The organism is Kineococcus siccus, from assembly GCF_009906795.1.
Lineage (GTDB): Bacteria > Actinomycetota > Actinomycetes > Actinomycetales > Kineococcaceae > Kineococcus > Kineococcus siccus.
In genome coordinates this window covers 1-22,985 of record NZ_JAAALN010000043.1, presented here as the reverse complement: position 1 = coordinate 22,985, position 22,985 = coordinate 1, and the positions used below count along the sequence as shown (strand labels likewise).

25 protein-coding genes are annotated in these 22,985 nt (G+C 75.5%); 15 read left to right on the top strand and 10 right to left on the bottom strand.

The window, feature by feature from the left end; translation table 11 throughout:
* Positions 1 to 53 precede the first annotated feature (53 nt).
* From GTR02_RS07435 to GTR02_RS07425, 3 genes are all read left to right on the top strand, one after another.
* Complete coding sequence (locus GTR02_RS07435; protein WP_166606845.1) at positions 54 to 1,184, top strand: aromatic ring-hydroxylating oxygenase subunit alpha; 1,131 nt, start codon at positions 54 to 56, stop codon at positions 1,182 to 1,184.
* A 112-nt stretch (positions 1,185 to 1,296) separates the two neighbouring features.
* Positions 1,297 to 2,913, top strand: coding sequence for a BCCT family transporter (locus GTR02_RS07430; RefSeq protein ID WP_166606844.1), 1,617 nt, complete (start codon positions 1,297 to 1,299; stop codon positions 2,911 to 2,913).
* Between the two features lie 67 nt (positions 2,914 to 2,980).
* Complete coding sequence (locus GTR02_RS07425) at positions 2,981 to 3,382, top strand: DUF4440 domain-containing protein (protein WP_166606843.1); 402 nt, start codon at positions 2,981 to 2,983, stop codon at positions 3,380 to 3,382.
* 28 nt (positions 3,383 to 3,410) lie between these two features.
* Here GTR02_RS07425 and ku read toward each other — a convergent pair whose 3' ends face one another.
* The gene (ku, locus tag GTR02_RS07420; protein ID WP_166606842.1) at positions 3,411 to 4,475 is read right to left on the bottom strand and encodes a non-homologous end joining protein Ku; all 1,065 of its coding nucleotides are present in this window, start codon (positions 4,473 to 4,475) and stop codon (positions 3,411 to 3,413) included.
* Between the two features lie 246 nt (positions 4,476 to 4,721).
* Here ku and GTR02_RS07415 point away from each other — a divergent pair, with 246 nt between their 5' ends.
* Positions 4,722 to 5,414: a 3-methyladenine DNA glycosylase gene (locus tag GTR02_RS07415; protein ID WP_205708807.1), complete on the top strand. Its 693-nt coding sequence runs from the start codon at positions 4,722 to 4,724 to the stop codon at positions 5,412 to 5,414.
* A gap of 134 nt (positions 5,415 to 5,548) precedes the next feature.
* Positions 5,549 to 6,820: a multidrug effflux MFS transporter gene (locus tag GTR02_RS07410; RefSeq protein WP_166606841.1), complete on the top strand. Its 1,272-nt coding sequence runs from the start codon at positions 5,549 to 5,551 to the stop codon at positions 6,818 to 6,820.
* 38 nt (positions 6,821 to 6,858) lie between these two features.
* On the opposite strand, the gene GTR02_RS24270 is transcribed toward GTR02_RS07410, so the two are convergent.
* Together GTR02_RS24270 and GTR02_RS07400 are read right to left on the bottom strand one after the other, a co-directional pair.
* Entirely contained in the window at positions 6,859 to 7,674 is an 816-nt protein-coding gene (locus GTR02_RS24270; protein ID WP_420814705.1) for a siderophore-interacting protein, read from the bottom strand.
* 112 nt (positions 7,675 to 7,786) lie between these two features.
* Positions 7,787 to 8,779 carry a siderophore-interacting protein gene (locus GTR02_RS07400; protein WP_166606839.1) on the bottom strand — a complete coding sequence of 331 codons (993 nt, stop codon included), beginning with the start codon at positions 8,777 to 8,779 and terminating at the stop codon, positions 7,787 to 7,789.
* 120 nt (positions 8,780 to 8,899) lie between these two features.
* Between GTR02_RS07400 and ligD (GTR02_RS07395) the strand changes: the two genes are divergently transcribed.
* Positions 8,900 to 9,838 carry a non-homologous end-joining DNA ligase gene (ligD, locus tag GTR02_RS07395; protein ID WP_166606848.1) on the top strand — a complete coding sequence of 313 codons (939 nt, stop codon included), beginning with the start codon at positions 8,900 to 8,902 and terminating at the stop codon, positions 9,836 to 9,838.
* A gap of 3 nt (positions 9,839 to 9,841) precedes the next feature.
* On the top strand, positions 9,842 to 10,768 hold the full coding sequence (gene ligD, locus GTR02_RS07390; RefSeq protein ID WP_166606838.1) for a non-homologous end-joining DNA ligase: 927 nt from the start codon (positions 9,842 to 9,844) through the stop codon (positions 10,766 to 10,768).
* Between the two features lie 48 nt (positions 10,769 to 10,816).
* On the opposite strand, the gene GTR02_RS07385 is transcribed toward ligD (GTR02_RS07390), so the two are convergent.
* Positions 10,817 to 12,124 (bottom strand): aminotransferase class I/II-fold pyridoxal phosphate-dependent enzyme, encoded by a 1,308-nt coding sequence (locus tag GTR02_RS07385; protein WP_166606837.1) that lies wholly within the window; start codon positions 12,122 to 12,124, stop codon positions 10,817 to 10,819.
* Positions 12,125 to 12,357: 233 nt separating this feature from the next.
* Here GTR02_RS07385 and GTR02_RS24265 point away from each other — a divergent pair, with 233 nt between their 5' ends.
* Positions 12,358 to 12,897 carry a GNAT family N-acetyltransferase gene (locus GTR02_RS24265; RefSeq protein ID WP_166606836.1) on the top strand — a complete coding sequence of 180 codons (540 nt, stop codon included), beginning with the start codon at positions 12,358 to 12,360 and terminating at the stop codon, positions 12,895 to 12,897.
* On the opposite strand, the gene GTR02_RS07375 is transcribed toward GTR02_RS24265, so the two are convergent.
* From GTR02_RS07375 to GTR02_RS07365, 3 genes are read right to left on the bottom strand one after another with little or no spacing between them, the layout of a single operon-like run.
* On the bottom strand, positions 12,887 to 13,588 hold the full coding sequence (locus GTR02_RS07375) for an HAD family hydrolase (RefSeq protein ID WP_166606847.1): 702 nt from the start codon (positions 13,586 to 13,588) through the stop codon (positions 12,887 to 12,889). The two genes, GTR02_RS24265 and GTR02_RS07375, sit on opposite strands and share 11 nt — an antisense overlap.
* Before the next feature lie 20 nt (positions 13,589 to 13,608).
* The gene (locus GTR02_RS07370) at positions 13,609 to 14,061 is read right to left on the bottom strand and encodes a DUF4383 domain-containing protein (protein ID WP_166606835.1); all 453 of its coding nucleotides are present in this window, start codon (positions 14,059 to 14,061) and stop codon (positions 13,609 to 13,611) included.
* A 52-nt stretch (positions 14,062 to 14,113) separates the two neighbouring features.
* Entirely contained in the window at positions 14,114 to 15,202 is a 1,089-nt protein-coding gene (locus GTR02_RS07365) for an FUSC family protein (RefSeq protein ID WP_166606834.1), read from the bottom strand.
* Between the two features lie 74 nt (positions 15,203 to 15,276).
* Between GTR02_RS07365 and purD the strand changes: the two genes are divergently transcribed.
* The 3 genes from purD (at position 15,277) to GTR02_RS07350 (ending at position 17,760) form a co-directional block, all read left to right on the top strand.
* Positions 15,277 to 16,536 (top strand): phosphoribosylamine--glycine ligase, encoded by a 1,260-nt coding sequence (gene purD, locus GTR02_RS07360; RefSeq protein WP_166606833.1) that lies wholly within the window; start codon positions 15,277 to 15,279, stop codon positions 16,534 to 16,536.
* Positions 16,533 to 17,429: a phosphoribosylaminoimidazolesuccinocarboxamide synthase gene (locus GTR02_RS07355; RefSeq protein ID WP_166606832.1), complete on the top strand. Its 897-nt coding sequence runs from the start codon at positions 16,533 to 16,535 to the stop codon at positions 17,427 to 17,429. The genes purD and GTR02_RS07355 overlap by 4 nt, the downstream gene beginning before the upstream one ends.
* 133 nt (positions 17,430 to 17,562) lie before the next feature.
* The gene (locus GTR02_RS07350; protein ID WP_166606831.1) at positions 17,563 to 17,760 is read left to right on the top strand and encodes a hypothetical protein; all 198 of its coding nucleotides are present in this window, start codon (positions 17,563 to 17,565) and stop codon (positions 17,758 to 17,760) included.
* A gap of 86 nt (positions 17,761 to 17,846) precedes the next feature.
* Here the strand turns inward: GTR02_RS07350 and GTR02_RS07345 are convergent, their stop codons facing one another.
* Positions 17,847 to 19,064, bottom strand: coding sequence for an alpha-hydroxy acid oxidase (locus tag GTR02_RS07345; protein WP_166606830.1), 1,218 nt, complete (start codon positions 19,062 to 19,064; stop codon positions 17,847 to 17,849).
* A 112-nt stretch (positions 19,065 to 19,176) separates the two neighbouring features.
* Between GTR02_RS07345 and GTR02_RS07340 the strand changes: the two genes are divergently transcribed.
* From GTR02_RS07340 to GTR02_RS07330, 3 genes are read left to right on the top strand one after another with little or no spacing between them, the layout of a single operon-like run.
* On the top strand, positions 19,177 to 19,599 hold the full coding sequence (locus GTR02_RS07340; protein WP_338073646.1) for a CidA/LrgA family protein: 423 nt from the start codon (positions 19,177 to 19,179) through the stop codon (positions 19,597 to 19,599).
* Positions 19,596 to 20,294 (top strand): LrgB family protein, encoded by a 699-nt coding sequence (locus GTR02_RS07335; protein WP_166606828.1) that lies wholly within the window; start codon positions 19,596 to 19,598, stop codon positions 20,292 to 20,294. The genes GTR02_RS07340 and GTR02_RS07335 overlap by 4 nt, the downstream gene beginning before the upstream one ends.
* A gap of 39 nt (positions 20,295 to 20,333) precedes the next feature.
* Positions 20,334 to 20,693, top strand: coding sequence for a VOC family protein (locus GTR02_RS07330; protein ID WP_166606827.1), 360 nt, complete (start codon positions 20,334 to 20,336; stop codon positions 20,691 to 20,693).
* Positions 20,694 to 20,799: 106 nt separating this feature from the next.
* Here GTR02_RS07330 and GTR02_RS07325 read toward each other — a convergent pair whose 3' ends face one another.
* Positions 20,800 to 21,804: an aldo/keto reductase gene (locus tag GTR02_RS07325; RefSeq protein ID WP_338073645.1), complete on the bottom strand. Its 1,005-nt coding sequence runs from the start codon at positions 21,802 to 21,804 to the stop codon at positions 20,800 to 20,802.
* Positions 21,805 to 21,894: 90 nt separating this feature from the next.
* Positions 21,895 to 22,407: an Lrp/AsnC ligand binding domain-containing protein gene (locus GTR02_RS07320; RefSeq protein WP_166606826.1), complete on the bottom strand. Its 513-nt coding sequence runs from the start codon at positions 22,405 to 22,407 to the stop codon at positions 21,895 to 21,897.
* 56 nt (positions 22,408 to 22,463) lie between these two features.
* Between GTR02_RS07320 and GTR02_RS07315 the strand changes: the two genes are divergently transcribed.
* A partial coding sequence (locus tag GTR02_RS07315; protein ID WP_420814704.1) for an alanine dehydrogenase occupies positions 22,464 to 22,985 on the top strand: 522 nt, incomplete at its 3' end.

The following is a 22,985-nucleotide window of genomic DNA, read 5'->3' as shown; positions in this document are numbered from 1 at the left end:
CACCGCCCCGGCCCCGCTCCACCCCGCATCCCCGACGTCCGAGGTGAAGTCCCATGAGCACCGACACCACGAGGGCCCCGCTGTCCGAGGGCCTCCTGCCCACCCTGGGTGGCCACTGGTACACCGACCCGGGCGTCTTCGCGCTCGAGCAGGAGCGCATCTTCGAGCAGATGTGGTTCTGCGCGGTGCGGGCCGCCGACCTGGACGCCCCCGGGCGGTTCCAGACCGTGCAGGTGGGGCGCGAGTCGATCCTCGTGACGCGCACGCGCACGGGCGCCGTCAAGGCGTTCTTCAACGTCTGCCGGCACCGCGGGGTGCAGCTGTGCGCCGAGGAGTCGGGCACGGTCCGGCGGAACATCCAGTGCATGTACCACGCCTGGACCTACGACCTCGACGGCCGGCTGGTCGCCGCCCCGAACCTCACGAAGATGCCGGACGTCGGGCGCGAGGAGTACGGGCTGCGGGCCGTGCACGTGCGCGAGTGGCTGGGGTACGTGTGGCTGTGCCTGGCCGAGGAGCCGCCGAGCTTCGAGGCGGACGTCGAGGGCGCCGTCGTCGAGCGCCTCGGCGACCTCGCCGCGATCGAGGCCTACGGCGTCGAGCAGCTGGGGCTCGGCCGCCGCATCACCTACGACGTGAAGGCGAACTGGAAGCTCATCATCGAGAACTTCATGGAGTGCTACCACTGCGCCACGATCCACCCCGAGCTCACCGAGGTCCTGCCCGAGTTCGCCGACGGCTACGCGGCGCAGTACTTCGTGGGGCACGGCGCCGAGTTCGGCGCCGAGGTGCAGGGCTTCACCGTGGACGGCTCCGAGGGGTTCGAGCGCCTCGCGACGATCTCCGAGGAGCAGGACCGCCGCTACTACGCCATCACGGTCAAGCCCACGGTGTTCGTCAACCTCGTGCCGGACCACGTCATCGTGCACCGCATGTTCCCGACCGCCGTCGACCGCACCACGGTCGTGTGCGACTGGCTGTACGCGCCCGACGTCGTCGCGTCGGGCCGCGACGTCGAGCGCTCGGTCGAGCTGTTCCACCGCGTCAACGAGCAGGACTTCGACGCCTGCGAGCGGTGCCAGCCGGGCATGTCCTCGCGCGTCTACCGCGACGGCGGGGTGCTGGTGCCCTCCGAGCACCACATCGGGGCCTTCCACGCCTGGGTCGAGCAGCGGCTCGCCTGAGAGGCTGACCCCACAGCCCACCTCGACCGACAGCACCGCTCGACCCCGCAGCACCGCTGCAACGAGCGCACGCCACGACCGTGGCGGGCGCCAGCCGCCGGAAGGACCGCTCATGGCCGTCAGGGAACCTCAGGACCGCACCGCCGCGACGGGTCCACCCGGGGCCGCACCACCGGGGCGGCGGCGCGCCGTCGACCGGCCCGTGCTCGTCGTCTCCCTGGCCGTCGTGCTCGTCCTGCTCGTGGTGGGCGTCGCGGTCCCCGAGCAGCTCGCGACGGCGTCGGCCGCGCTGCTGACGGGCATCACGACCAACGTCGGCTGGGCGTTCGTCATCGGGGCCACGGGCTTCGTCGTCCTCGCCCTGGTGCTGGCCTTCAGCCGCCTCGGCACCGTGCGCCTCGGCCGCGACGACGAGCGGCCCGAGCACTCGCGGGCGTCCTGGATCGCCATGATGTTCTCGGCCGGCATGGGCATCGGGCTGATGTTCTACGGCGTCACGGAGCCGGCGACCCACCTCATGACGCCGCCCGAGGCGGGCGTCGCCGCCGGGTCCGACGCGGCCGCGGCGATGTCGATGAACTACTCGCTGTTCCACTGGGGCCTGCACCCGTGGGCGATCTACGCGGTGGTCGGGCTGGCGCTGGCCTACTCCAGCTACCGCAAGGGCCGCGAGGGCGGGTTCAGCGCGGCCTTCGCGCCGCTGCTGCGCGGCCCCCGCGCCAAGGGGGCGGCCCGCGCGATCGACGTGCTCGCCATCTTCGCGACCATCTTCGGCTCGGCGGTCTCGCTCGGTCTGGGTGCGGCCCAGATGAACGGCGGGCTGACCGAGCTGTTCGGCACGCCCACGGGGACGGGCGTGCAGATCACCATCATCGCGGTGCTCACCCTGTGCTTCGTCGTCTCGGCCGTCAGCGGCATCGAGCGCGGCGTCAAGTGGCTCTCGAACACCAACATGGTCCTCGCGCTGGGCCTGCTGTTCTTCCTCTTCGTCGTCGGCCCCACCGTCTACATCCTCGACCTCGTGCCGAACGCGGCCGGCGACTACCTCGCCGCGCTGCCGGGCATGAGCGTGCGGACCGGGGCCTTCGGCGGCGGTGAGTGGCTGTCCGGCTGGACGATCTTCTACTGGGCGTGGTGGATCTCGTGGACGCCCTTCGTGGGTGCCTTCCTCGCGAAGATCTCCCGCGGTCGCACGATCCGCGAGTTCGTCGTCGGCGTCATGCTCGTCCCGACGCTGGTCAGCCTGCTGTGGTTCGGCGTCTTCGGCGGCACCGCGATGCACCTGCAGATGACCGGGGCGCTGGACGTCCTCGGCCAGGGTGCGCAGGAGTCGCAGATGTTCGCCGTGCTCGGGCAGTACCCGCTGGCCACCCTGACGTCGGTGGTCGTCGTGCTCCTCGTCGCGATCTTCTTCGTCTCGGGTGCGGACGCCGCGAGCATCGTCATGGCGTCGCTGTGCTCGTTCGGCGCCGACGAGCCCCGGCGCTGGCTCATCGCGATGTGGGGCGTGCTCACGGGTGCGGTCGCCGTCGTGCTGCTGCAGGCGGGGGGCCTCGTGGCCCTGCAGAACGTCACGATCATCGTCGCGACGCCGTTCCTGCTCGTGATGGTCGCGCTGTGCGTCGCGCTGGTCCGCGACCTGCGCCGCGAACCGGCGCTCAAGCTCGTCAAGCTCACCCCGGGGCAGCAGGTCGTCACCCTGCCCGACAGCGAGGGCGCCCGCCGCTGACGGCACGCCCGCCCGTGGTCGTGCGTGAGCCGTCCGCACGACCACGGCGGGGTGGCAGGCTGCGGGCGTGCGCACCGACGACCTCGACCACCCCGACGCGGCCGCCGTCTGGGCCGCGCTGCACGAGGTCTACGCCGGCTACCTCACGGGCGACCCGGCGCGCGGCGACGCGCACCTGCACCCGGACGTCACGCTGTGGGACTCCGCGGCCGACCCGCTCGTGCGCGGCCTGGACGGCCTCGCGCGACTGCGGGCGCAGCGCCCGCCGGCGGCCGGTGGCCCCGCCGTCACCGCGATCGAGGCGAGCGAACCGCTCCTGGACGTGCTGGGCGACACGGCCGTCCTGCGGCACCGGCTCACCGTCCGCCTCGCCGGCGGCCCCGACGAGCACGTCCGGAACACCAGCGTGTGGGTGCGCCACGACGGCCGCTGGCGGATGCTGCACAACCACGAGGACGTCGTCGGCTGACCGCGGCGAGACCCCGCCGGGCCCGTCGTCAGGCGGACTTGCGCGCGGCGGTCTTCCGCGGGGCCGGCTTCTCCGCGGTCGTCGTCCCCGCGGCGGCCTTCTTCGTCGCGGCCTTCTTCGTCGCCGTCTTCTTCGTCGCCGTCTTCCGTGCCGTGGTCGCCTTCGCGGCCGTGGTCGTCTTCTTCGCCGTGGTCTTCGCCGTGGTCTTCGCCGCGCTCTTCGTTCCGGCGGTCCGCTTCGTCGCCGTCCGCGGCGCGGGTTCGGCCGGCGCGTCCTGCGACACCTCGGCGGGCGGGGGCGTCGCGCCACCGCCACGAGCCCGCTCGACGCTGCGCTGCAGCGCCGTGAGGAGGTCCACGACCTCCCCGCCCCGTCGGCCGCCGTCGTCCTCGGCCGCGGCGGCGGGAGCGGCGTCCGCGTCCTCGAGGCGCGCGTCGATGAGGTTGCGCACGGCCACGGAGTACTCGTCCTCGAACTCCTCGGGGTGGAAGTCCGCCGCGAGCGACTCCACCAGCGAGGCGGCCATCTGCATCTCCTGCGGGCGGAGCTCGACCTCGGCGTCGAGGACCTCGAACTCCGCCTCGCGCACCTCGTCCGGCCACAGCATCGTCTGCAGCACGATCGCCTTGCCGCGCACCCGCAGCACCGCGAGGGTCTCGCGCTGGCGCAGGGCGACCTTCACGACGGCCATGCGGTCGGTCTCGGCCAGGGCCTCGCGCAGCAGCGCGTAGGGCTTGGCGGCGCGCGCCTCGGGCTCGAGGTAGTACGGCTTGGCCAGCAGGACGGGGTCGACCTGGTCCGCCGGGACGAACTGGATGACGTCGATCTCGTGCCCGCTGGCCACGGGCAGGTCCGCGAGGTCCTCGTCGGTGAGGACGACCAGCTTGCCGTCCGGGCTCTCGTAGCCCTTCGCGACCTGGTCGTAGCCGATCTCCTCACCGTCCAGCGAGCACGTCCGCTTCATCTTGATGCGGCCACCGTCGCTACGGTGGACCTGGTGGAAGCGGATGTCGTGCTCGCCGGTCGCGGCGTAGAGCCGCACGGGCACGTTGACGAGCCCGAAGGACACCGCGCCCTTCCAGATCGCGCGCATGCTGGACCCCTTCGGACGACTGGATCACCACCGTACGGCTCAGACTCCGCCCCCGCGCGGGATTCATCGCTCGACGAGGCGGAGTGGACCGGGCGCGCCGCGGCGCACGCCCAGCGGGCCGACGCGCTCACCGCGGCGGTCCGGGAGCGCCGGCAGCGGCACGAGGCGCACCCCGTCGAGGACTTCCTGCACACCTACTACAGCTGGGCGCCGGGACGGCTGCGGCGCTGGCACCCCGGGCTCAGGGTGGAGCTGCGCGGGACGGGCCCCGCCGCCGAGGAGCGCGCCGGGTGGGCGCACTACCGCCGCACGGCCGCAGGCGTCGCCGTCGACGGCGCGGCGCTCGCCGCCGGGCGCGCGGCCACGGTGCGCCAGGCCCGGGCCGTGCTGGCGGGGACGCTCGCCCGTCCCGCCCAGCTCGGCTGCTTCGGGCTGCACGAGTGGGCCATGGTGCACCGCGCCACGCCCGAGGAGGTGCGGCACGCGGGCCTGCCCCTGCGCCTCGGGCACGCCGGCACCGACGCCGTGGTCGAGGGCCACCGCATCCGCTGCAGCCACGTCGACGCGTTCCGCTTCTTCACGCCGACCGCCGTGCCCCGCAACGAGCTGCAGCCCACGCGGTCCACACAGGCGGCGCTGGAGCAACCGGGCTGCCTGCACGCGACGATGGACTGCTACCGCTGGGCGATGAAGCTGTCGCCGGCCGTCCCGGGCGAGCTGCTGCTGGACTGCTACGAGCTGGCCCGCGACGTCCGCGTCCTGGACATGCGGGCCTCGCCGTACGACGTGACCTCCCTCGGCCTGGAGCCCGTGGCGATCGAGACGCCCGAGGGCAAGGCCGCCTACGTGCGCGCGCAGCGGGAGTTCGCCGAGCGCGCGGCCCCGCTGCGGCGGGCGCTGCTCGCGGCCTGCGACGCGCTGCTCGCGACCGCCGCCTGAACTCCCGCGGAGCCGTCCGGGGGACGGTCCGGGAATGGATCCGGGCGTCGGGCGGGTTGTCGCCGGAGCCGCGTGGACGGGGAGCCACGGGCTCCCTCTGCCCGGTCGCCCAGCCCCCGCGACGGAAGACCGCCATGACCTCGTTCACGGACCTCCCCGCCACCGACGCGACGGCTCCCACCGAGCCGGCGCCCCCGAGCCAGGCGCGCAACGCGCTGGTCCTCGGGGCGTTCGTCGCCGTCGGTCCGCTCACCATCGACATGTACCTGCCGGCCCTGCCGACGATCGTCACCGAGCTCGAGACGACCGAGGCGGCCGTCCAGCTCACCCTCACCGGCACGCTGGTGGGCCTCGCGCTCGGGCAGCTGGTCATCGGGCCGCTCTCCGACGCGCTCGGACGGCGGCGGCCGCTGATCGCCGGCACCGCCCTGCACGTCCTCGCCTCGCTGCTGGTCGTGCTGGCCCCGAACATCGCCGTCCTCGGCGTCCTGCGCGTGCTGCAGGGCGTGGGCACCGCGGCCGGGGCCGTCGTCGCCCTCGCGATCGTGCGCGACCTCTACGAGGGCCGGGCCGCCGCGACCATGCTGTCCCGGCTGTTCCTCGTCATGGGCGCCGCCCCCGTGCTCGCCCCGACGCTGGGCGGTGAGGTGCTGCGGTTCACGTCCTGGCGCGGGATCTTCGTCGTGCTGGCCGTCTACGGCGTGCTCCTGCTGCTGGTCGGCGGGCGCGCGCTGCGCGAGACCCTGCCGCCCGCACGGCGGCGACCCCTGCGGCTGCGCACGAGCCTCGAGACCTACCGCGGACTGCTGCGCGACCGCACCTACCTGGGCCTGGTCCTCGTGGCCGGGCTGACGATGGCCGCGCTCTTCAGCTACGTGGCCGGCGCCTCGTTCGTCTACCAGGACCAGTACGGCCTCGACCAGCAGCAGTTCGGGCTGCTCTTCGGCGCCGGCGCCGTCTGGCTGATCACGGCGACGCAGCTCAACCCGCTGGCGCTGCGCCGCTTCGCGCCGGCGCAGGTCCTGGTCGCGGGCACCGGAGTGGGTCTGCTCGCGGGCCTCGTCCTGCTGGTGCTCGCCACCACGGGCACGGGCGGCCTGGCCGGGGTCGTCGCCCCGCTGTGGGTGACCCTGTTCGCGGCCGGCCTGGCGCTGCCGAACGCCCCGGCGCTGGCCCTGTCCCGCCACGGCGAGACCGCCGGCGCGGCCGCGGCGCTGCTCGGCGCCGTCCAGTTCGGCGTCGGCGCGATCGTCTCCCCGCTCGTCGGGCTGCTCGGCAACGACGCGAGGGCGCTGGGCGTCGTCATCCTCGCGAGCCTCACGCTCGGCGCCGCCGTGCTCGTGCTGGTCGTGCGCCCGTGGCAGCTCCTCGGCGAGGACGACGCCGCGGTGGCCGCCGCCCGCTGACCGGGCCCCGCTGACCGGACCCCGCTGACGTCAGCGGGTCACGCGGTGGCGGCCGCGTCGTCCTGCTCGACGGCGGCCTTCCAGCCGGCCTTCTCGGTGCGCCAGCCCTCCTCGGTGCGCCCGCGGCGCCAGTAGCCCGACGCCGAGGTGAGCTCGCGGGGCACCTGCAGCTCGGTGCGGACGAAGCGCCGCACCTGCCGGACGCTGTCGGCCTCGCCGTGCAGGAAGGCGTGCGGCACTCCGGGCGGCAGGTCCAGCGTCCGCAGCGCCGCGGCGAGGGCGTCGGGGTCCGGGGCGGGGGAGTGCACCCAGTGCAGGCGCAGGTCCGCGGGGCTCGTGAGCACCTGCTGCTCGGCGGCCGAGGCCACCTCGACGACGGCGACAGCGGTGGCCCCTGCGGGCATCGCGGCCAGCGAGGCGGCGATGGCCGGCAGGGCGCTCGCGTCGCCGACCAGCAGGTGCCACGGCGCGCCGGGTGACGGCGAGTAGTCCCCGCCGGGGCCCATGAGCCAGATCTCGTCGCCGGGCTGCGCCGCCGCCGCCCACGGCCCGGCGAGACCCGCGTCGCCGTGGTGCACGAAGTCGATCGTCAGCTCGCCGGCGACGGGGTCGACCGCCCGGACCGTGTAGGTGCGCAGCACGGGCCACTCCTCCCGCGGCCGCGAGGCCTTCTCCGCCGCCACGTCGAGCGGCTGGGCGTAGGCGACGCCGGGCACGGGGAAGACCAGCTTCACGTAGGAGTCGGCCTCGGGCGCCGTGAAGTCCGCGAGGTCGCTGCCACCCAGCACGACGCGCACCATCTGCGGCGTGAGGCGCTCGACGCGCTGCACGACGCCGCGGCGCTGCCGGCGCACGGGGGCGCCGGGGTCCGGGACGGGCTTGCGGCGGAACGGGTTCGGCACCTGCGGCTCCTCGGGTCGTGCGGTCGTCGTGCGGTCCTCGTCCGGGCCGGCGTGCCGGGGGTGGCTACTCGCCCTCGCGGCGGCCCTCGCGCCAGTAGCCCATGAAGGCCACGCTCTGCCGCGGCACGCCGACCTCGCGCACGAGGTGGCGGCGCAGCTGCTTGACCACACCCGCCTCCCCGGCGAGCCACGCGTACAGGCACTCCGGGCCGGAGGCGACCGCGTGCTCCGGCACCTCCCACAGCAGGGCGGTGTCGTCGGCCTCGGCCTCGGTGTCGTCGTCGTCCCCGGGCTGCGGGGCGCGGGTCTGCTCGTCCACCAGGCGGCCCGCGACCTCCTGCACGCGCGCCACGAGCCGCTCACCGTGCGGGTGCGCGCCCTGCGGCCGGGCCCGCGGCAGCCACTCGACGGTGAGGTCGGCGTCGGAGCGCACCTCGAGGACGTCGCCCACCTCGGGCACCTCGAGCAGCGCCGTGGCGCGCACGCCCGCGGGCAGGGACTCCAGCACCGCGCACACGGCGGGCACGGCCGTCTCGTCGGCCGCGAGCAGCAGCGTCCGGGCCTCGGGGGGCGGCGCCCACTCCACGCCCCACATCCGCCCCGTGCCCGCCGCCCCCGGGCCGGCCAGCACGACGCGGTCGCCGACGGCCACCGCGGCGGCCCACGCGGACGCCGGGCCCGCGTGCCCGTCCGCGACGCCGTGCAGGACGAAGTCGACGTCGAGCTCGCGGAGGTGGGGACGGACCGCGCGGACCGTGTAGGTGCGCATCACGGGCCGGTCGGCGTCGGGCAGCGCCCGCCACCACAGGTACCAGTCGGTGGCGGGCGCGAGCGCGGCGTCGAACGCCCCCCGGGGCAGCAGGACCTTGATCCGCTGGTCGTGACCGCCCGCGCCGAAGGCCGCGAGCTGCTCACCGCCGAAGGTGAGGCGGACGAAGCTGGCCCCGACGCGCTCGACGCGCCGCACCGCGACGTCGAAGAGGCGGTAGGCGGGGTCGGTGGGCGCCTGCTCGGTCGCGTCGGCGACGCGTGTCCGGACGGCCGTGCTCGCGGCCATGGCCGCCCCCTCTCGTCGTGGTGAGGTCAGGCTAACCTGTCCCGCCGCGCGCGGTCACGCCGCCCGGGCGGCCCACTGGTCAGGACCCGGGCCGGACAGCAGAGTGGGGACGTGCTCCCGATGCTCGCGACCCCCGCGCCCGCGGCCGGGGTGCCCCGCGACGGCGACCGGTGGGCCTACGAGGTCAAGTGGGACGGGATGCGCGTGCTCGCCGACGTGCACGAGGGCGCGGTCGTCCTGCGCTCGCGCACGGGCCGGGACGTGTCCGCCACGTTCCCGGAGTTCGCGGCCCTCGCCGAGGCGCACGCCGACGTGCTGCTCGACGGGGAGGTGGTCGCCCTCGCCGACGGCGTCCCCTCCTTCTCGGCGCTCGCCGACCGGATGCACGTGCGCGACGCCCGGCAGGCCGCCCTGGCCGCGCGCCGCACGCCCGTGACGCTCATCGCCTTCGACGTCCTGCGGCTCTACGGCGTCGAGCTGCTCGACCGCTCGTGGCAGGAGCGGCGCGAGTCCCTGGACCGGCTGCACCCCAGCGGGTCCGCGTGGCAGGTCTCGCCCGTCTACCCCGACGCGGACGTGCTCCTCGCGGCCACGCAGGAGCAGGGCCTGGAGGGCGTCGTCGCCAAGCGCCGCGAGGCGCAGTACCAGCCGGGCCGTCGCAGCCCCGACTGGGTCAAGCACGCGCACCGCCTGCTGCAGTCCTGCGTCGTCGTCGGCTGGCGGGGCGTGGAGGGCCGCGGGACGCAGGACACCGACCGGATCGGCGCGCTCCTGCTCGCCGTGCCCGGCGCGGACGGCGCCCTGCGGTTCGTGGGCCGTGCCGGCAGCGGTCTCGGGGCGGCGATGGAGAAGGACCTGCGCGCCGCGCTGCGAGGCGGCGACGTCGACCGGCCCGCCGTGGCGGTCCCGCGCGCCGACGCGGCGGGGGCGCGCTTCGTCGCCCCCACCACCGTGGTCGAGGTGCGCCACCTCGGCCGGACCCCCGGGGGTCGGCTGCGCCACCCCGTGCTGCGCGGCGTGCGCAGCGACCTGCGACCCGACGACGTCCGGGAGGAGTGAGCCGTGGTCTCCGCCGAGGAGCAGGTGGTCGACGTGGAGGGGCGCCGGCTGGTGCTGCGGCGCCTGGAGAAGGTGCTGTACCCCGCGACCGGGACGACGAAGGCCGAGGTGATCGGCTACGTCCAGGCCGTCGCGCCCGCGCTGCTCGCGCAGCTGCGCGGGCGGCCCGTGACCCGCAAGCGGTGGGTGGACGGGGTCCGCGGCCCCACGTTCTTCGAGAAGAACGTGCCGCGCGGGGTGCCCGAGTGGGTCCGCACCGTCGAGGTCGACTCCCCCGGCAGCACCAAGAAGCGGGAGACCGTCGTCTACCCGCTGGTGGAGGACCTGGCCGGCCTGGTCTGGCTCGTGAACCTCGCGGCGCTGGAGCTGCACGTGCCGCAGTGGCAGGTCACCGAGGACGGGGCGGTGCTCGCGCCGGACCGCCTCGTGGTCGACCTCGACCCGGGGGAGGGCGCCGGGCTCGCCGAGTGCGCCGAGCTCGCGCACCTCGTGCGCGAGCGCATGGCCGAGGACGGCTTCACCTGCCACCCCGTCACCTCGGGCAGCAAGGGCATGCAGCTGTACGCGCGGCTCGCGGGCGACCAGGACGGAGAGCTGGTGCGGCAGTACGCCAAGCGCCTCGCCGAGGAGCTGGAGGCCCGGCACCCCGCGCTGGTCGTCAGCCGCATGACGAAGGTCCTGCGCGGCGGCAAGGTGCTGCTGGACTGGAGCCAGAACAACACCGCGAAGACGACGATCGCCCCCTACTCCCCGCGGGGCCGCGAGAACCCCTGCGCCGCAGCGCCCCGGACGTGGGACGAGCTCGACGACCCGGGATCGCTGCGGCAGCTGCCGTTCGGCGAGGTCGCCGAGCGCTACGGCGCGCTCGGCGACCTGCTGGCCGACCTGGGGGCGGACGCGGCACCGGGCCCCCCGGTCCCCACCCCCTGACCGCCGCCGTCGTCACGCAGGGGGACCTGCGGGACGTCGGCAGCGGGGTCAGGCGAGCGCCTCCCGCGCGAGGCAGGCGCGCAGCCCGGCCTCGAGCAGCGCGAAGTCCGCCTCGGTGTGCGCCGCCGTGGCGCACAGGCGCAGGCGCCCGCGGCCGTGCGGGACGGCCGGGTGCAGCACCGCGCTCGTCGCGATGCCGAACTCCAGCAGCCACGCCGCCCACTGCTGCGTGCGCCGGGAGTCGCCCAGCAGCAGCGGCACGACGGGGCTGCTCCCGCTGCCCGGGGGGAGGTCCAGCCCGAGGTCGGTGAGCAGGCGCACGAGCCGGCCGGTGTTCTCGTGCAGGCGCCGCAGGTGCCCCGGTTCGTCGTCGACCACCCGCAGCGTCTCCAGGATCGCGGCGGAGTTCGCGGGCGACAGCGCGCCCGAGAACACGTAGGGGGCGCTGCCGTGCTGGAGGAACACCTGCAGCGCAGCGCTCCCGGCCACGAAACCCCCGGACGAGGGGACCGCCTTGGCCAGCGAGCCCGTGATGAGGTCGACGTCGCGCGGGTCCACCCCGGTGGCCTCGCAGGTGCCGCGGCCGGTCGCACCGATGGCGCCGAACGCGTGGCTCTCGTCCAGCAGGAGGAACGCGCCGTAGCGCTGCTTGAGCGCCACGAGCTCCGGCAGCGGCGCCAGGTCGCCCTCCATCGAGTACACGCCGTCGACGACGACGAGGATCCGCGCCGGTCCCTCCGAGGTGAGGTCGGCCAGGCGGGCCTCGAGGCGCGCGAGGTCGTTGTGCCGGAAGCGTTCCGTGCGCGCCCCGGAGAGGACGGCCGCGTCGGCCAGGCTGCGGTGGGCGTACTGGTCGAGCAGGACGTGGTCGCGGGGCCCGAACAGCGACGCGATCGCGGCGAGGTTCGCGTCGTAGCCCGACGCGTACGTCGACGCGGAACCCGTGCCCAGGAACCGCGCCAGCTCCGTCTCGAGCTCCTGGTGCAGCTGCAGCGTGCCGGTCAGGAGGCGGACGCCGCCGGGGGTGGTGCCGTACCGGGCCACGGCTGCCTGCGCGGCCGCGTCGACGCGCGGGTGGCCGTTGAGCCCGAGGTAGCCGTAGCTGGAGAACATCGTCACGGGCTGGTCCAGGACCGCGGTGCGCGCACTCGCCCGCTGCGACAGCGGGAGCTGGTAGGTGTAGAGCCCCTCCGCCGTCGCGCACCCGATCTGCTCGAACAGGCCGTGCGCCGTGCGGGTGTCCAGCAGGTCACCGGGCTGCGGCGGGGCCAGGACCTCGACGGTGGGCGCGCGGAACGGGTCGCGCGTGTGGTCGGCCACGGCAGGGGTGAGGCGCTGGACGTCGACTGCGGTCACGTGGGCTCCTGGTGGTGCTGGGCGCAGCCCGGGCAGCGGGCCGCGCTCGTGGTCGGGTGGCTCCGGAGCGCGGTCGTGGACCGACGCGCACCCGGCCCCACCAGCATGCGCACGTCCGGCCGCGGAGCGTGAGGGGCGTCCCCCGGACGGTCGGCACCCGTTCGGTGGACGCGTCACCGTCCGTGCCGCCACCCCGCGTGCGCCGGCGACGCCGGGTGCGCGAGGCTCCCGGCGTGACCGACGTCGAGCTGACCTGGTGCTGCGCACCGCAGGAGGTGTCCCCGGCGCTGCGGGAGCAGGTGCTGACGTGCTGGGTGGAGGTCAGCAACGCGGGGGGTGCGGTCGGCTTCCCCGACCTGCCGGTGGCGGCCGCCGACGTCGCCCCGGCGCTCACGGCGCTCGTCGCGGGCCTCGCACCGCGGCGGGCGGGGCTGCTGACGGCGCACGTCGACGGCGACCTCGCCGGCTGGCTCTCGCTCACCCGCCCGGAGCGCCGCATCGCCGGTCACTGGGGCAGCGTGACGCGCGTGCAGACGGCGCCGGCCGCCCGCGGCACGGGCGTGGGGGCGCGGTTGATGGCGGAGGTGGCGCGCTGCGGCCGCGAGGACTGGGAGCTGGACCACCTGGTGCTCACGGTGCGCGGCGGCACCGGGACGGAGGCCTTCTACGAGCGGTTCGGGTGGCGGGAGTACGGCCGCCACCCGCGGGCCCTGCGCCTGGCCGCCGACGACCTGCGCGAGGAGGTCCAGCTGTGGCTGCCGCTCAGCGCCTGAGCCGGGCGGTGTCCAGGTAGGTCGCGAGCTCGTGCAGCGAGGCGAGGCGCTCCGTCTCGCCGGGCGGGCCGGTACCCGTGCGGTCGAGGTGGACGGCGCGCAGGCCGGCGGCGCGGGCGCCGGCCACGTCGACGGGGTGGTCGTCGCCCAGGTGCAGCGTGGCGGACGCCGGCGTCCCGACCGCGGCGCACGCGGCCGCGAAGGCCTCGCGGCGGGGTTTCGCGACACCGAGGCCCCCGGCGGTCAGCACGGGCCCCACACGGCCGGAGAGGCCGAGCGCCGCCAGCTTCGCGTGCTGCTGCTCCGGCATGCCGTTGGTCAGCAGCGCGATCCGCAGCCCGGCGTCCGCGACGGCGGTGAGGCCGGCCTCCACGTCGTCGTAGCCGCGCCAGTGCCGGCGGTACGCCGTCAGGTACCCCGCCGCGAACAGCTCGTCGAGCCGGGCGTCGTCGCCCACGGGGAGCCCGGCCAGCGGCAGGAACTCGCGCAACCGGCGGCGCCGGTGCTCGTCGAAGGGGACCCGCCCCTCCCGCCACGCGCGGTGGTGCCGGTCCTCGGCGCGGGCCCAGGCGTCGGAGAGCGCGGGGGTGAGGGTCACGCCCAGCCCGGACGTCCACTCCCGCAACCCGTCGCGCGAGGCCCCGGGGTGGTCGAAGAGCGTGCCGTCGAGGTCGACGACGACGGCCCGCAGGGCCTCGGGAGCGCTCCGGCTCAGAAGACGCCGTACTTCTCGACGTGCTTGGCGCGGGCCCGGGCGGCGCCCATCGGGATGAGGAAGCCCATGACGAGGTGCAGCCAGTTGCTGGCCTCGTTGACGGGCAGCGGCGGCGAGGGGTTCACGACGAGGCCGGCCCCGCCGACCGCGACGACGATGAACAGCAGCCCGGTCAGGACGACCGTCTTGTGGCCCTGGCGCGGCGACGTCGAGAAGGCGATGCAGCACGCGCCCGTCCCGAGGTACACGGCGCTGGCCACGATCGAGGTCGTGAAGAGCCCGAACAGCTGCGCCTCGGAGGAGTAGAAGCCCATCCCCGCGTAGTTCGTGGTGATCCCCGGCACGAGGCTGAGGACCCCGAGCAGGACCAGGAAGCCCCCCACGGCCCGGGCGTACTTGGTGATGGGCCCGTTGGTCGTCGAGGCCCCTTCGAGGGCGAGCGTGCTCATGGCGGGCATCTTTCCAGAGACCACCGGTGACGGCTCCCCCGTGCGGGGCGCGTCACTGCGGCAGCAGCCGGTGCGACTCCTCGGGCGGCACCCCCTGCGCCTGGAGCAGGTCGACGACGGCGGAGCGCAGCTGCGCGACGACGACCGTGGCGGAGAGCGTCGTCGCGCCCAGCGTGCGCGGCCCGAGCTGGACGGCCAGCTCCTGCAGGCCCGCGACCGACGGCGGCATCGTCTCGCCCTCCCAGGCCGGTTCCCCCAGCGCGCGCACGGCGGCCGCGAGCTGCTCGAAGGCGCCCGCGAGCGCCGGGGGCAGCTCCTCGCCGTACTCGAGCGCGGTCGTGATGCGGCGCAGCGCGACCCGGATGTTGCGCGTCGCGCGGTCCATGCCGTCGAGCAGGTCGTGCTGCTGCACGAGCTCCGGACGGCCGCGGCGGCGCAGCGGCGACAGCCGGTGGACCTCCTCGCCCGCGGCCACCGACGTCGCCCAGCCGTCGAGCTCGGACTGCGTGCCCCGCGCGCTCGCGAGCGTGGCCTCGGCGACCCCCGCGTCGTGGTCGCGGACCGCGCGGGCGGCGTCCTCCAGCAGGTCCGCGAGGTGGCCCGCGTAGGCCAGCGCCCGGCCGCGGACGTCGCGGCGCGGGTCGGCGGGCAGCGCGGCCGCGATGGCCAGCGCGACGGCGACGCCGGTCATGGCGTCCAGCCAGCGCCCCAGGCCCCCACCGGGCGCCGGCGGCAGCGCCAGGATGAAGACCGACTGCAGCGCAGCCTGGTTGACGATGAGGTTGCCGCCGTCGAGGAAGCGGGCGATCGCCATGGTGAGCACGACGATGACGGCGATCTGGACGGCGCCGTGGCCGATCGCCCGGGCGATCAGGGTGCCCATGAGGACCCCCAGGGAGACGCCCACGCCGAGCTCCCCGACCCGGCGCAGCCGCTGGTTGTTCGACACCCCGAGGCAGACGACGACCGCGAAGCACGCGAAGACGGGGTAGGGCTGCCCCCACAGGACCTGCGCCAGGATCCACGCGACGCCCGCGCCGAGACCGCACTGCAGGATCTGCCACCACGACCCGTCGAAGCGGCGCGCCCCGGCGCGCAGCCGGCGGCGCACCGCCAGGGGGACCGGGACGCTGCGGGGCACGGTCGTGATCCTCCCGCACCACCGCGCCCGCGGCGCGCGCCCGCGCTGGTCCCCGACCTCTAGGCTCCGTCGACGTGGACGTCCTCGTCATCGGCTCCGGAGCCCGTGAGCACGCACTCGTGCGGGCCCTCCTCGACGACCCGGGGGTGGACCGCGTCGTCGCCGCCCCGGGCAACGCGGGGATCGCCGGGGTCGCGCCCTGCGAACCCGTCGCGGTCGAGGACCCGGGGGCCGTGACGGCCCTCGCGGCGCGCCTCGGCGCGGACCTCGTCGTCGTCGGCCCGGAGGCGCCGCTGGTGGCGGGCGTCGCGGACGCGGTGCGGGCGGCGGGCACTGCGTGCTTCGGCCCCTCCGCGGCCGCGGCCCGGCTGGAGGGGTCGAAGGCCTTCGCCAAGGAGGTCATGGCCGCGGCGGGCGTGCCGACCGCCATGGCGCACCTGTGCACGAGCGAGGCCGAGGTGGCCGACGCCCTCGACGCCTTCGGGGCGCCGCACGTCGTCAAGGACGACGGGCTGGCCGCGGGCAAGGGGGTCGTCGTCACGGGCGACCGCGAGGAGGCGCTGGCGCACGCGCGGCGCTGCCTGGAGCACGGACCCGTCGTCGTCGAGGAGTTCCTCGACGGCCCCGAGGTGTCCGTGTTCTGCCTGACCGACGGCGAGGCCGTGCTCGCGCTGGCGCCGGCGCAGGACTTCAAGCGCGCGGGCGACGGCGACACCGGCCCGAACACCGGCGGCATGGGCGCCTACTCGCCCCTGCCCTGGGCGCCGGCGGACCTGGCCCAGCAGGTCGTCGAGCGCATCGCCCAGCCCGTCGTGACGGAGATGGCCAAGCGGGGCACGCCCTTCGGCGGCGTCCTCTACTGCGGCCTCGCCCTGACGTCGCGGGGCGTGCGGGTCATCGAGTTCAACGTCCGCTTCGGCGACCCCGAGACGCAGGTGGTGCTCGCCCGCCTCGCGACCCCGCTGGGCGGACTGCTGCACGCCGCGGCGACCGGCGCGCTCGACGTCCAGCCCGACCTGCGCTGGCGGGAGGAGGCGGCCGTGACCGTCGTGCTCGCCGCCCCCGGCTACCCCGAGGACCCGCAGCTCGGGGGGACGCTGCACGGCCTCGACGCGGCCGGGCGCGTCGACGGCGCCGCCGTCCTGCACGCCGGCACGAGGCTCGCCCCCGACGGGACGGGGATCGTCGCCTCGGGCGGGCGCGTCCTCTCCGTCCTCGGCACGGGCCACGACCTGGGCGAGGCCCGGGCCGCGGCCTACGAGGCGGTCGGGCTGATCGACCTGGCCGGTTCGCGGTTCCGCCGCGACATCGCGCTCGAGGCGGCGACGGCGTGAGCGGCCTCGAGGTGACGCCCGTCGAGCTCCCGGGCTGGCGGCACGCCTACTCCGGCAAGGTGCGCGACCTGTACCTGCCCGACGGGGAGCACGAGGCGGGCGACGTCGTCCTCGTCGTCGCGAGCGACCGGATCTCCGCCTTCGACCACGTCCTGGCCAGCACGATCCCCGACAAGGGCCGCGTGCTCACGGCCCTGTCGCTGTGGTGGTTCGACCTGCTCGCGGACCTGGTGCCCCACCACGTGGTGTCCACCGACGTGCCCGCCGCCGTCGCCGGGCGGGCCATGCTGTGCCGGCGGCTGGAGATGTTCCCCGTCGAGTGCGTCGCCCGCGGCTACCTCACGGGGTCGGGGCTCGTGGAGTACCGCGCGGGCGGCGCCGTGTGCGGGGTGCCGCTGCCCGCCGGGCTCGTGGACGGTTCGCGGCTGCCCGAGCCGATCTTCACCCCCGCCACGAAGGCCCGCCTCGGCGAGCACGACGAGAACGTCCCGTTCGAGGCGGTGGCCGCCACCGTCGGGGCCGACGCGGCGCACGAGCTGCGCGAGCTGACCCTCGCCGTCTACCGGCGCGCCGAGCAGGTCGCTGCGGCGCAGGGGATCCTGCTCGCCGACACCAAGCTGGAGTTCGGCCGCCACGACGGCCGCACCGTCCTGGGCGACGAGGTCCTCACGCCCGACTCCTCGCGGTACTGGCCGCTCACGGAGTGGGAACCGGGGCGCTCGCAGCCCAGCTTCGACAAGCAGATCGTCCGCGACTGGCTCACGTCGCCGGCCTCGGGCTGGGACCGGTCGGCCGACGCGCCCCCGCCGCCCCTGCCCGCCGAGGTCGTCGAGCGCACCCGCGCCCGCTACGTCGAGGCCTACGAGCTGCTCACGGGCGAGGTCTTCGCCTGAGGACCTGTCTGAGGGGTGGTGCCTCCGACGGTTGCCTGAGACCATCACCGGCATGGCCAACACAGCTCGCGGCCGAGGTGGTCCTCCTCCCAGGACGGTCGACCGGTGGACCGTCGGCAGTGCCCTCTTCTGCGTGCTCGTCGGCGTCTGGTCGCTGGCCCGCGCGCACGACCGCCCGTCGATCCTCTTCGGCGGCATGCTCCTGTTCCTGGGTGTGGGCGTGGGGCTCGAACCCGTCGGTCGGACGCGGCGACCCCTCCGGTGGGCCGCCCTCGCCGCCGTCGTCGTCGCCGCGGGCCTGGGCGTCGCCGTCCTCGGGGTGAACGTGTGAGCGCTCGACCGCGAGGCGGTCACGACCGGTGCGGTCCGGCGCCGGGTCTCCTCCCCCTGACCGCGGAGCCCTGACCGCGCACCGCCTCAGGGCAGCCGGACGTGCTGCGGGCCCAGCTCGTCGATGCGGTTGACGCCCAGCAACTGCATCGTCCGCACGACCTCCTTGCGCAGGATGTCGACGGCCCGCTGCACGCCGCGCTCACCGCCCGCCATCAGCCCGTACAGGTAGGCGCGCCCGACCATCGTCGCGTCCGCGCCCAGGGCGATCGCGGCCACGACGTCGGCGCCGCTCGTGATGCCCGTGTCCAGCCACACCTCCGTGCGCCCGCCGACCGCGTCCTTGACGTCGGGCAGCAGCCGCAGCGGGACGGGCGCGCGGTCGAGCTGGCGGCCGCCGTGGTTGGACAGCACGATCGCGTCCGCGCCGGCCTCGGTCACCTTGATGGCGTCGTCGACGGTCTGGATGCCCTTGATGACGAGCGGGCCGTCCCACGAGGCGCGCAGCCACTCGAGGTCGGCCATGGTCATGGTCGGGTCGAACAGCTTGTCCAGGAGTTCCGCGACCGTGCCGTCCCACGCGTTCAGCGACGCGAACGTCAGGGGTTCCGTGGTCAGCAGGTTCATCCACCACGCGGGGTGCAGCGACGCGTCGAGCACGGTCTTCGCCGTGAGCGCCGGCGGGATCGAGAACCCGTTGCGGGTGTCGCGCAGCCGGGCTCCCGCGACGGGCACGTCCACGGTGAGCTGCAGCGCGTCGAACCCCGCGGCCTTCGCGCGGGCCATGAGGTCCTCGCCCGCCGAGCGGTCCTTCCAGACGTAGAGCTGGAACCACTTGCGCGCGTCCGGGGCCTCCGCCGTCACGTCTTCGATCGACGTCGTGCCCATGGTCGACAGCGCGTAGGGGATGCCGTTGCGCTCGGCCACGCGGACGACGGCGCGCTCGCCCTCGTGGTGCATCATCCGCGTGAACCCCGTGGGGGCGAAGGAGAACGGCAGCGCCGCGGGCTTGCCCAGCATCGTCGTGGTCGTGTCGATCGTGGACACGTCCTGCAGGATCGCGGGGCGGAACTCCAGGTCGGCGAAGAGCCGGCGCGCGCGGCCCAGGCTGATCTCGCGCTCGGCCGCGCCGTCGGTGTAGTCGAACACCGAGCGCGGGGTGCGCCGCTTGGCCACGGCCCGCAGGTCGGCGATCGTCAGCGCCGCGTCCAGGCGCCGCTTGGTGGCGTCCAGCTCGACGGGCTTGGGGCGCATCAGCGGCTTCAGCTCGGACCACTTGGGGATCTGGCGCTGGACTCCTGGCATGGGGCGTCTCCTCCACGGCGGCGTGCGGTCGCCACGACGGTACCGCTGTGGTCTGACCACAGGCAAGGGCGTCCGTCGGCCGGTGGGACCGCGGGCTGGCACCCTGTCCCGCGTGTCCGCACCCGCCGCCCGCGACCCGTCCGAGCGCGGCTGGGGAGCGCACGTCCCGGCCGGGCTCGCCGCCCTCGGGGTGCTCCTGGCGCTGCAGCTGCTGGGGACGCTGCTGGTCTCCGTGCTGCACCTCCCCGTGCCCGGCGCGGTCGTCGGGCTGGTCCTCCTGGTCGCCCTCGGCGCGCGGCACCGCGGCCTGCGCCGGCGCGTCGAGCCCGCGGGGGACCCGCTGCTGCGGCACCTGCAGCTGCTGTTCGTGCCGCCCGGGGTCGGCATCGTCACCGAGTCCTCGCGCCTGGCCTCGGCCGCCGGCCCGCTGGCGCTCGCGGTCGCCGGCTCGTTCGCGGCCGGCCTCGTCGTCGCCGGCGTCGTGCTGCAGGCGCTGCTGCGGCGCAGCGCCCGGCGCGGGACCCCTCCCGCGTGACCGCCCTCGTGCACGCCCCCGCCTTCGGCCTCGCCCTGACGCTGCTCGCCTACCTCGGCGCGGGGGAGCTGCACCGCCGCCTGGGCCGGCCGGCGGTGCTCGCCCCCGTCCTCGTCGCCACGGTCGTCGTCGCCGTCGCCCTGGAGGTGCTCGGGATCGGCTACCGCGAGTACCTGGCGTCGGTCTCCGTCCTCACGCTCCTGCTCGGCCCGGCGACCGTCGCGCTGGCCCTGCCGCTGCTGCGGGAGGGTCGGGCCCTGCTCGTCGCGCGTTCGGCCGTGCTCGTCACCCTGCTCGTCACGGGCCTCGTGAGCGTCGGCGTCACGGTGGGGGCCCTGGAGGTGCTCGGCGTCGCCGACGACCTCGTCCGCACGGCGCTGCCCCGCTCGGTCACCACGCCCGTCGCGCTCACCCTGGCCGACACCATCGGCGCCGTCGCCACCCTCACCGTGGTCCTGACGCTGGTCTCCGGGGTCCTCGGCGCCGTCGTCGGCCCCGCCCTGCTGAGCCTGGTGCGCGTGCGGGACCCGCGGGCCCGCGGCTTCGCGATCGGCCTCACCTCCCACGGCATCGGGACCTCGCGCGCGCTCGCCGAGTCCGAGGTCGCGGGCGGGTGGTCGAGCGCGGCGATGGTCCTCAACGCGCTCGTGATGACGGCCGCGCTGCCCCTGGTCGCGCGGTCCTTCGGCGGCTGACCTTCCCCGGCGGCGGTCGCGCGTGGAACGATCCAGCGGATGCGGATCCTTCGCCAGCTGGTCGTGTTCGACGCCGCCGACCTCGCGGCCGAGAGCGGGTTCTGGGCCCGGTTGCTGGGCGGGACGGTCGAGGCGGGCGACGCCTGGCACACGGTCTCCGTCGACGGCGAGGACCGCGTCGCCGTGCAGCTCGCGCCCGACCACGTCCCGCCGCGGTGGCCCGACGGCGACCCGCAGCAGGTGCACCTGGACCTCGTCGTCGAGGACGTCCGGGCCGCGCACGCGGACGCCGTGGCCGCGGGGGCCCGGCTGCTGCAGGCCGCCGACGACCTCGACGCCGAGGAGGGCTTCCAGGTCTACGCCGACCCGGCCGGCCACCCCTTCTGCCTCTGCTGGTGACCCCTCCCCGGACGTGATCGCGCGACCGGGCTGACAGTTCCGCTGCACCCGGGCCCCGGTACGGACTGGGCAACCGCTTGCCTCGACCCTGCGGGCAGCGGGACCGTCAGCCCCCGTCCCGCCCGAGCGCGATCTCGACCGCCCGGTGCTCCGCCTCGCTCAGCGGGCCGGTCACCAGCGCGCCCACGTTCTCCTCCACCTGCGCGCGCGAGCGGAAGCCGGGCAGGGCCACGGCGCCGGCGTCGTGCGCCCAGATCCAGGCCAGGGCGCCCTGCGCGAGCGTGCGGCCCCCGGAGGTCAGGACGCCGCGCACGGCGTCGAGGCGCTCGAGGAAGTCCGGCGCGGGTCGGCCGTCGGCGAACCACCGCAGCCACTCCGGCTGCCGGCCGCGCACGTCGTGCGCCGGCAGCTGCGTCGTGGCGTCGTAGCGGCCGCCGAGCAGACCCATGGCCAGCGGTGAGCGGACCAGCACGCCCAGGTCGTCCGCGCGGCAGGCCTCGAGCATCGCGGGGTTCGCGTCGAAGACGTTGAGCTGGACCTGGGCGGCCGTGCAGTGCGGGCCGGACACGAAGGGGCGCAGCAGCTCCGGGTCGTCGGTGCTGACCCCGTACCAGGCGACCTTGCCCGCCTCGACCAGGCCCTCGAGCGCCTCGACCAGGTCGGCCGCCTGCTCGCCCGACATGTCGGGGCTGTGCACCTGGTAGAGGTCTAGGCGCTCGCGCCCCAGCCGGCCCAGGGACGCGTCCGCCGCGCGGCGCACGTAGTCGGGCGAGACGTCGGTCCCGGTCAGCTGCCGGGCCTGCTCGTCGATGGTGTTGCCGAACTTGGTCGCGACCCGCACGTGCGGGTGCGCCGCGAGGACCGGGGCGAGCAGCCGTTCGCTGTGGCCCGCGCCGTAGGCGTCGGCGGTGTCGAGCAGGGTCACGCCCAGTTCGACCGCGCGGTGCAGGGCCGCGGTGGACTCCGCGTCGTCGGTGCCGCTGTAGCCCAGCGGCTGGTCGCCTGCGGCCATCGCGCCGCCGATGGCCCAGCAGCCCAGGCCGACGGCGCTGACCTCCAGGCCGGAGCGGCCGAGGCGGCGCGTCGCCAGGGGGGTGGTCGGGTCGGGCACGGTCGGCCTCCTCGCTGCGGGTCGGACGACCGATCCTCGCGGTGGGCGGGGGAGGCCGCGACCTCGGGGCGCGACGTCAGGGGCGCGACGTCAGAGCCGGCCCACCGCGCGGGTGTGCTCGAAGATCAGGCTGGTCTCGGTCAGCGCGACGTCGGGGTCCCGGCTGAGGTGCTCGGCCACGAAGTCGCGCAGGTCGGAGGTCCCCGGCACCGCGACGTGCAGCAGGTAGTCGTTGGCGCCCGCGACGAAGTACACGTCGACGACCTCGGGCTGGCGGCGGATGCGGGCCACGAACGGGCCCATGCTGCCGCGCGCGTGCGCCGCGAGGCGGACCGCGATCATCGCCTGCAGCTCCAGGCCCAGCGCGGCCGGGTCCACGTCGGCGTGGAACCCGCGGATGGCCCCGGACTCGCGCAGCGCGCGGACCCGCAGGAGGCACGTCGAGGCGGCGATCCCCACCTGCTGCGCGAGGGACTGGTTCGTCGTCCGCGCGTCCTCGGCCAGGACGCGCAGGATCGCGCGGTCGACGGGGTCCACGACGGCCCGCAGGTTCTTCGGTGCCGGGCCCCGCGCGGGGCCGGTTCCCGCACCGTTCGCGTCCACAGGTCGACGCTACCGAAGGATCTGCGGGTTCGTTGCGGCCTGCGCGATCGATCTTCATGCTGGTCGGGTCCGCACCCGCCCAGCCTGGAGGTCCCGTCGTGCGCATCGGTGTTCCCCGCGAGGTGAAGAACCGCGAGTACCGCGTCGCCCTGACGCCGGCGGGTGTCCACGAGCTCGTCGTGCAGGGGCACGAGGTGCTCGTCGAGGCCGGTGCCGGCCTCGGCAGCTCCCTTCCCGACGCCGACTTCGAGCACGCGGGCGCCAAGGTGCTCGCCGACGTCGACGAGGTCTGGGGCAGCGCGGACCTGCTGCTGAAGGTGAAGGAGCCCGTCGAGGAGGAGCACCACCGCCTGCGCTCCGGCCAGGTGCTGTTCACCTACCTGCACCTCGCGGCGTCGCGCTCCTGCACCGACGCGCTGCTCGCGTCGGGCACGACGGCGATCGCCTACGAGACCGTGCAGCTGCCCGACCGCTCGCTGCCGCTGCTCGCCCCGATGAGCGAGGTCGCGGGCCGGCTCGCCCCGCAGGTCGGCGCGTACCACCTGATGCGCGCGGCCGGCGGGCGCGGGGTCCTCATG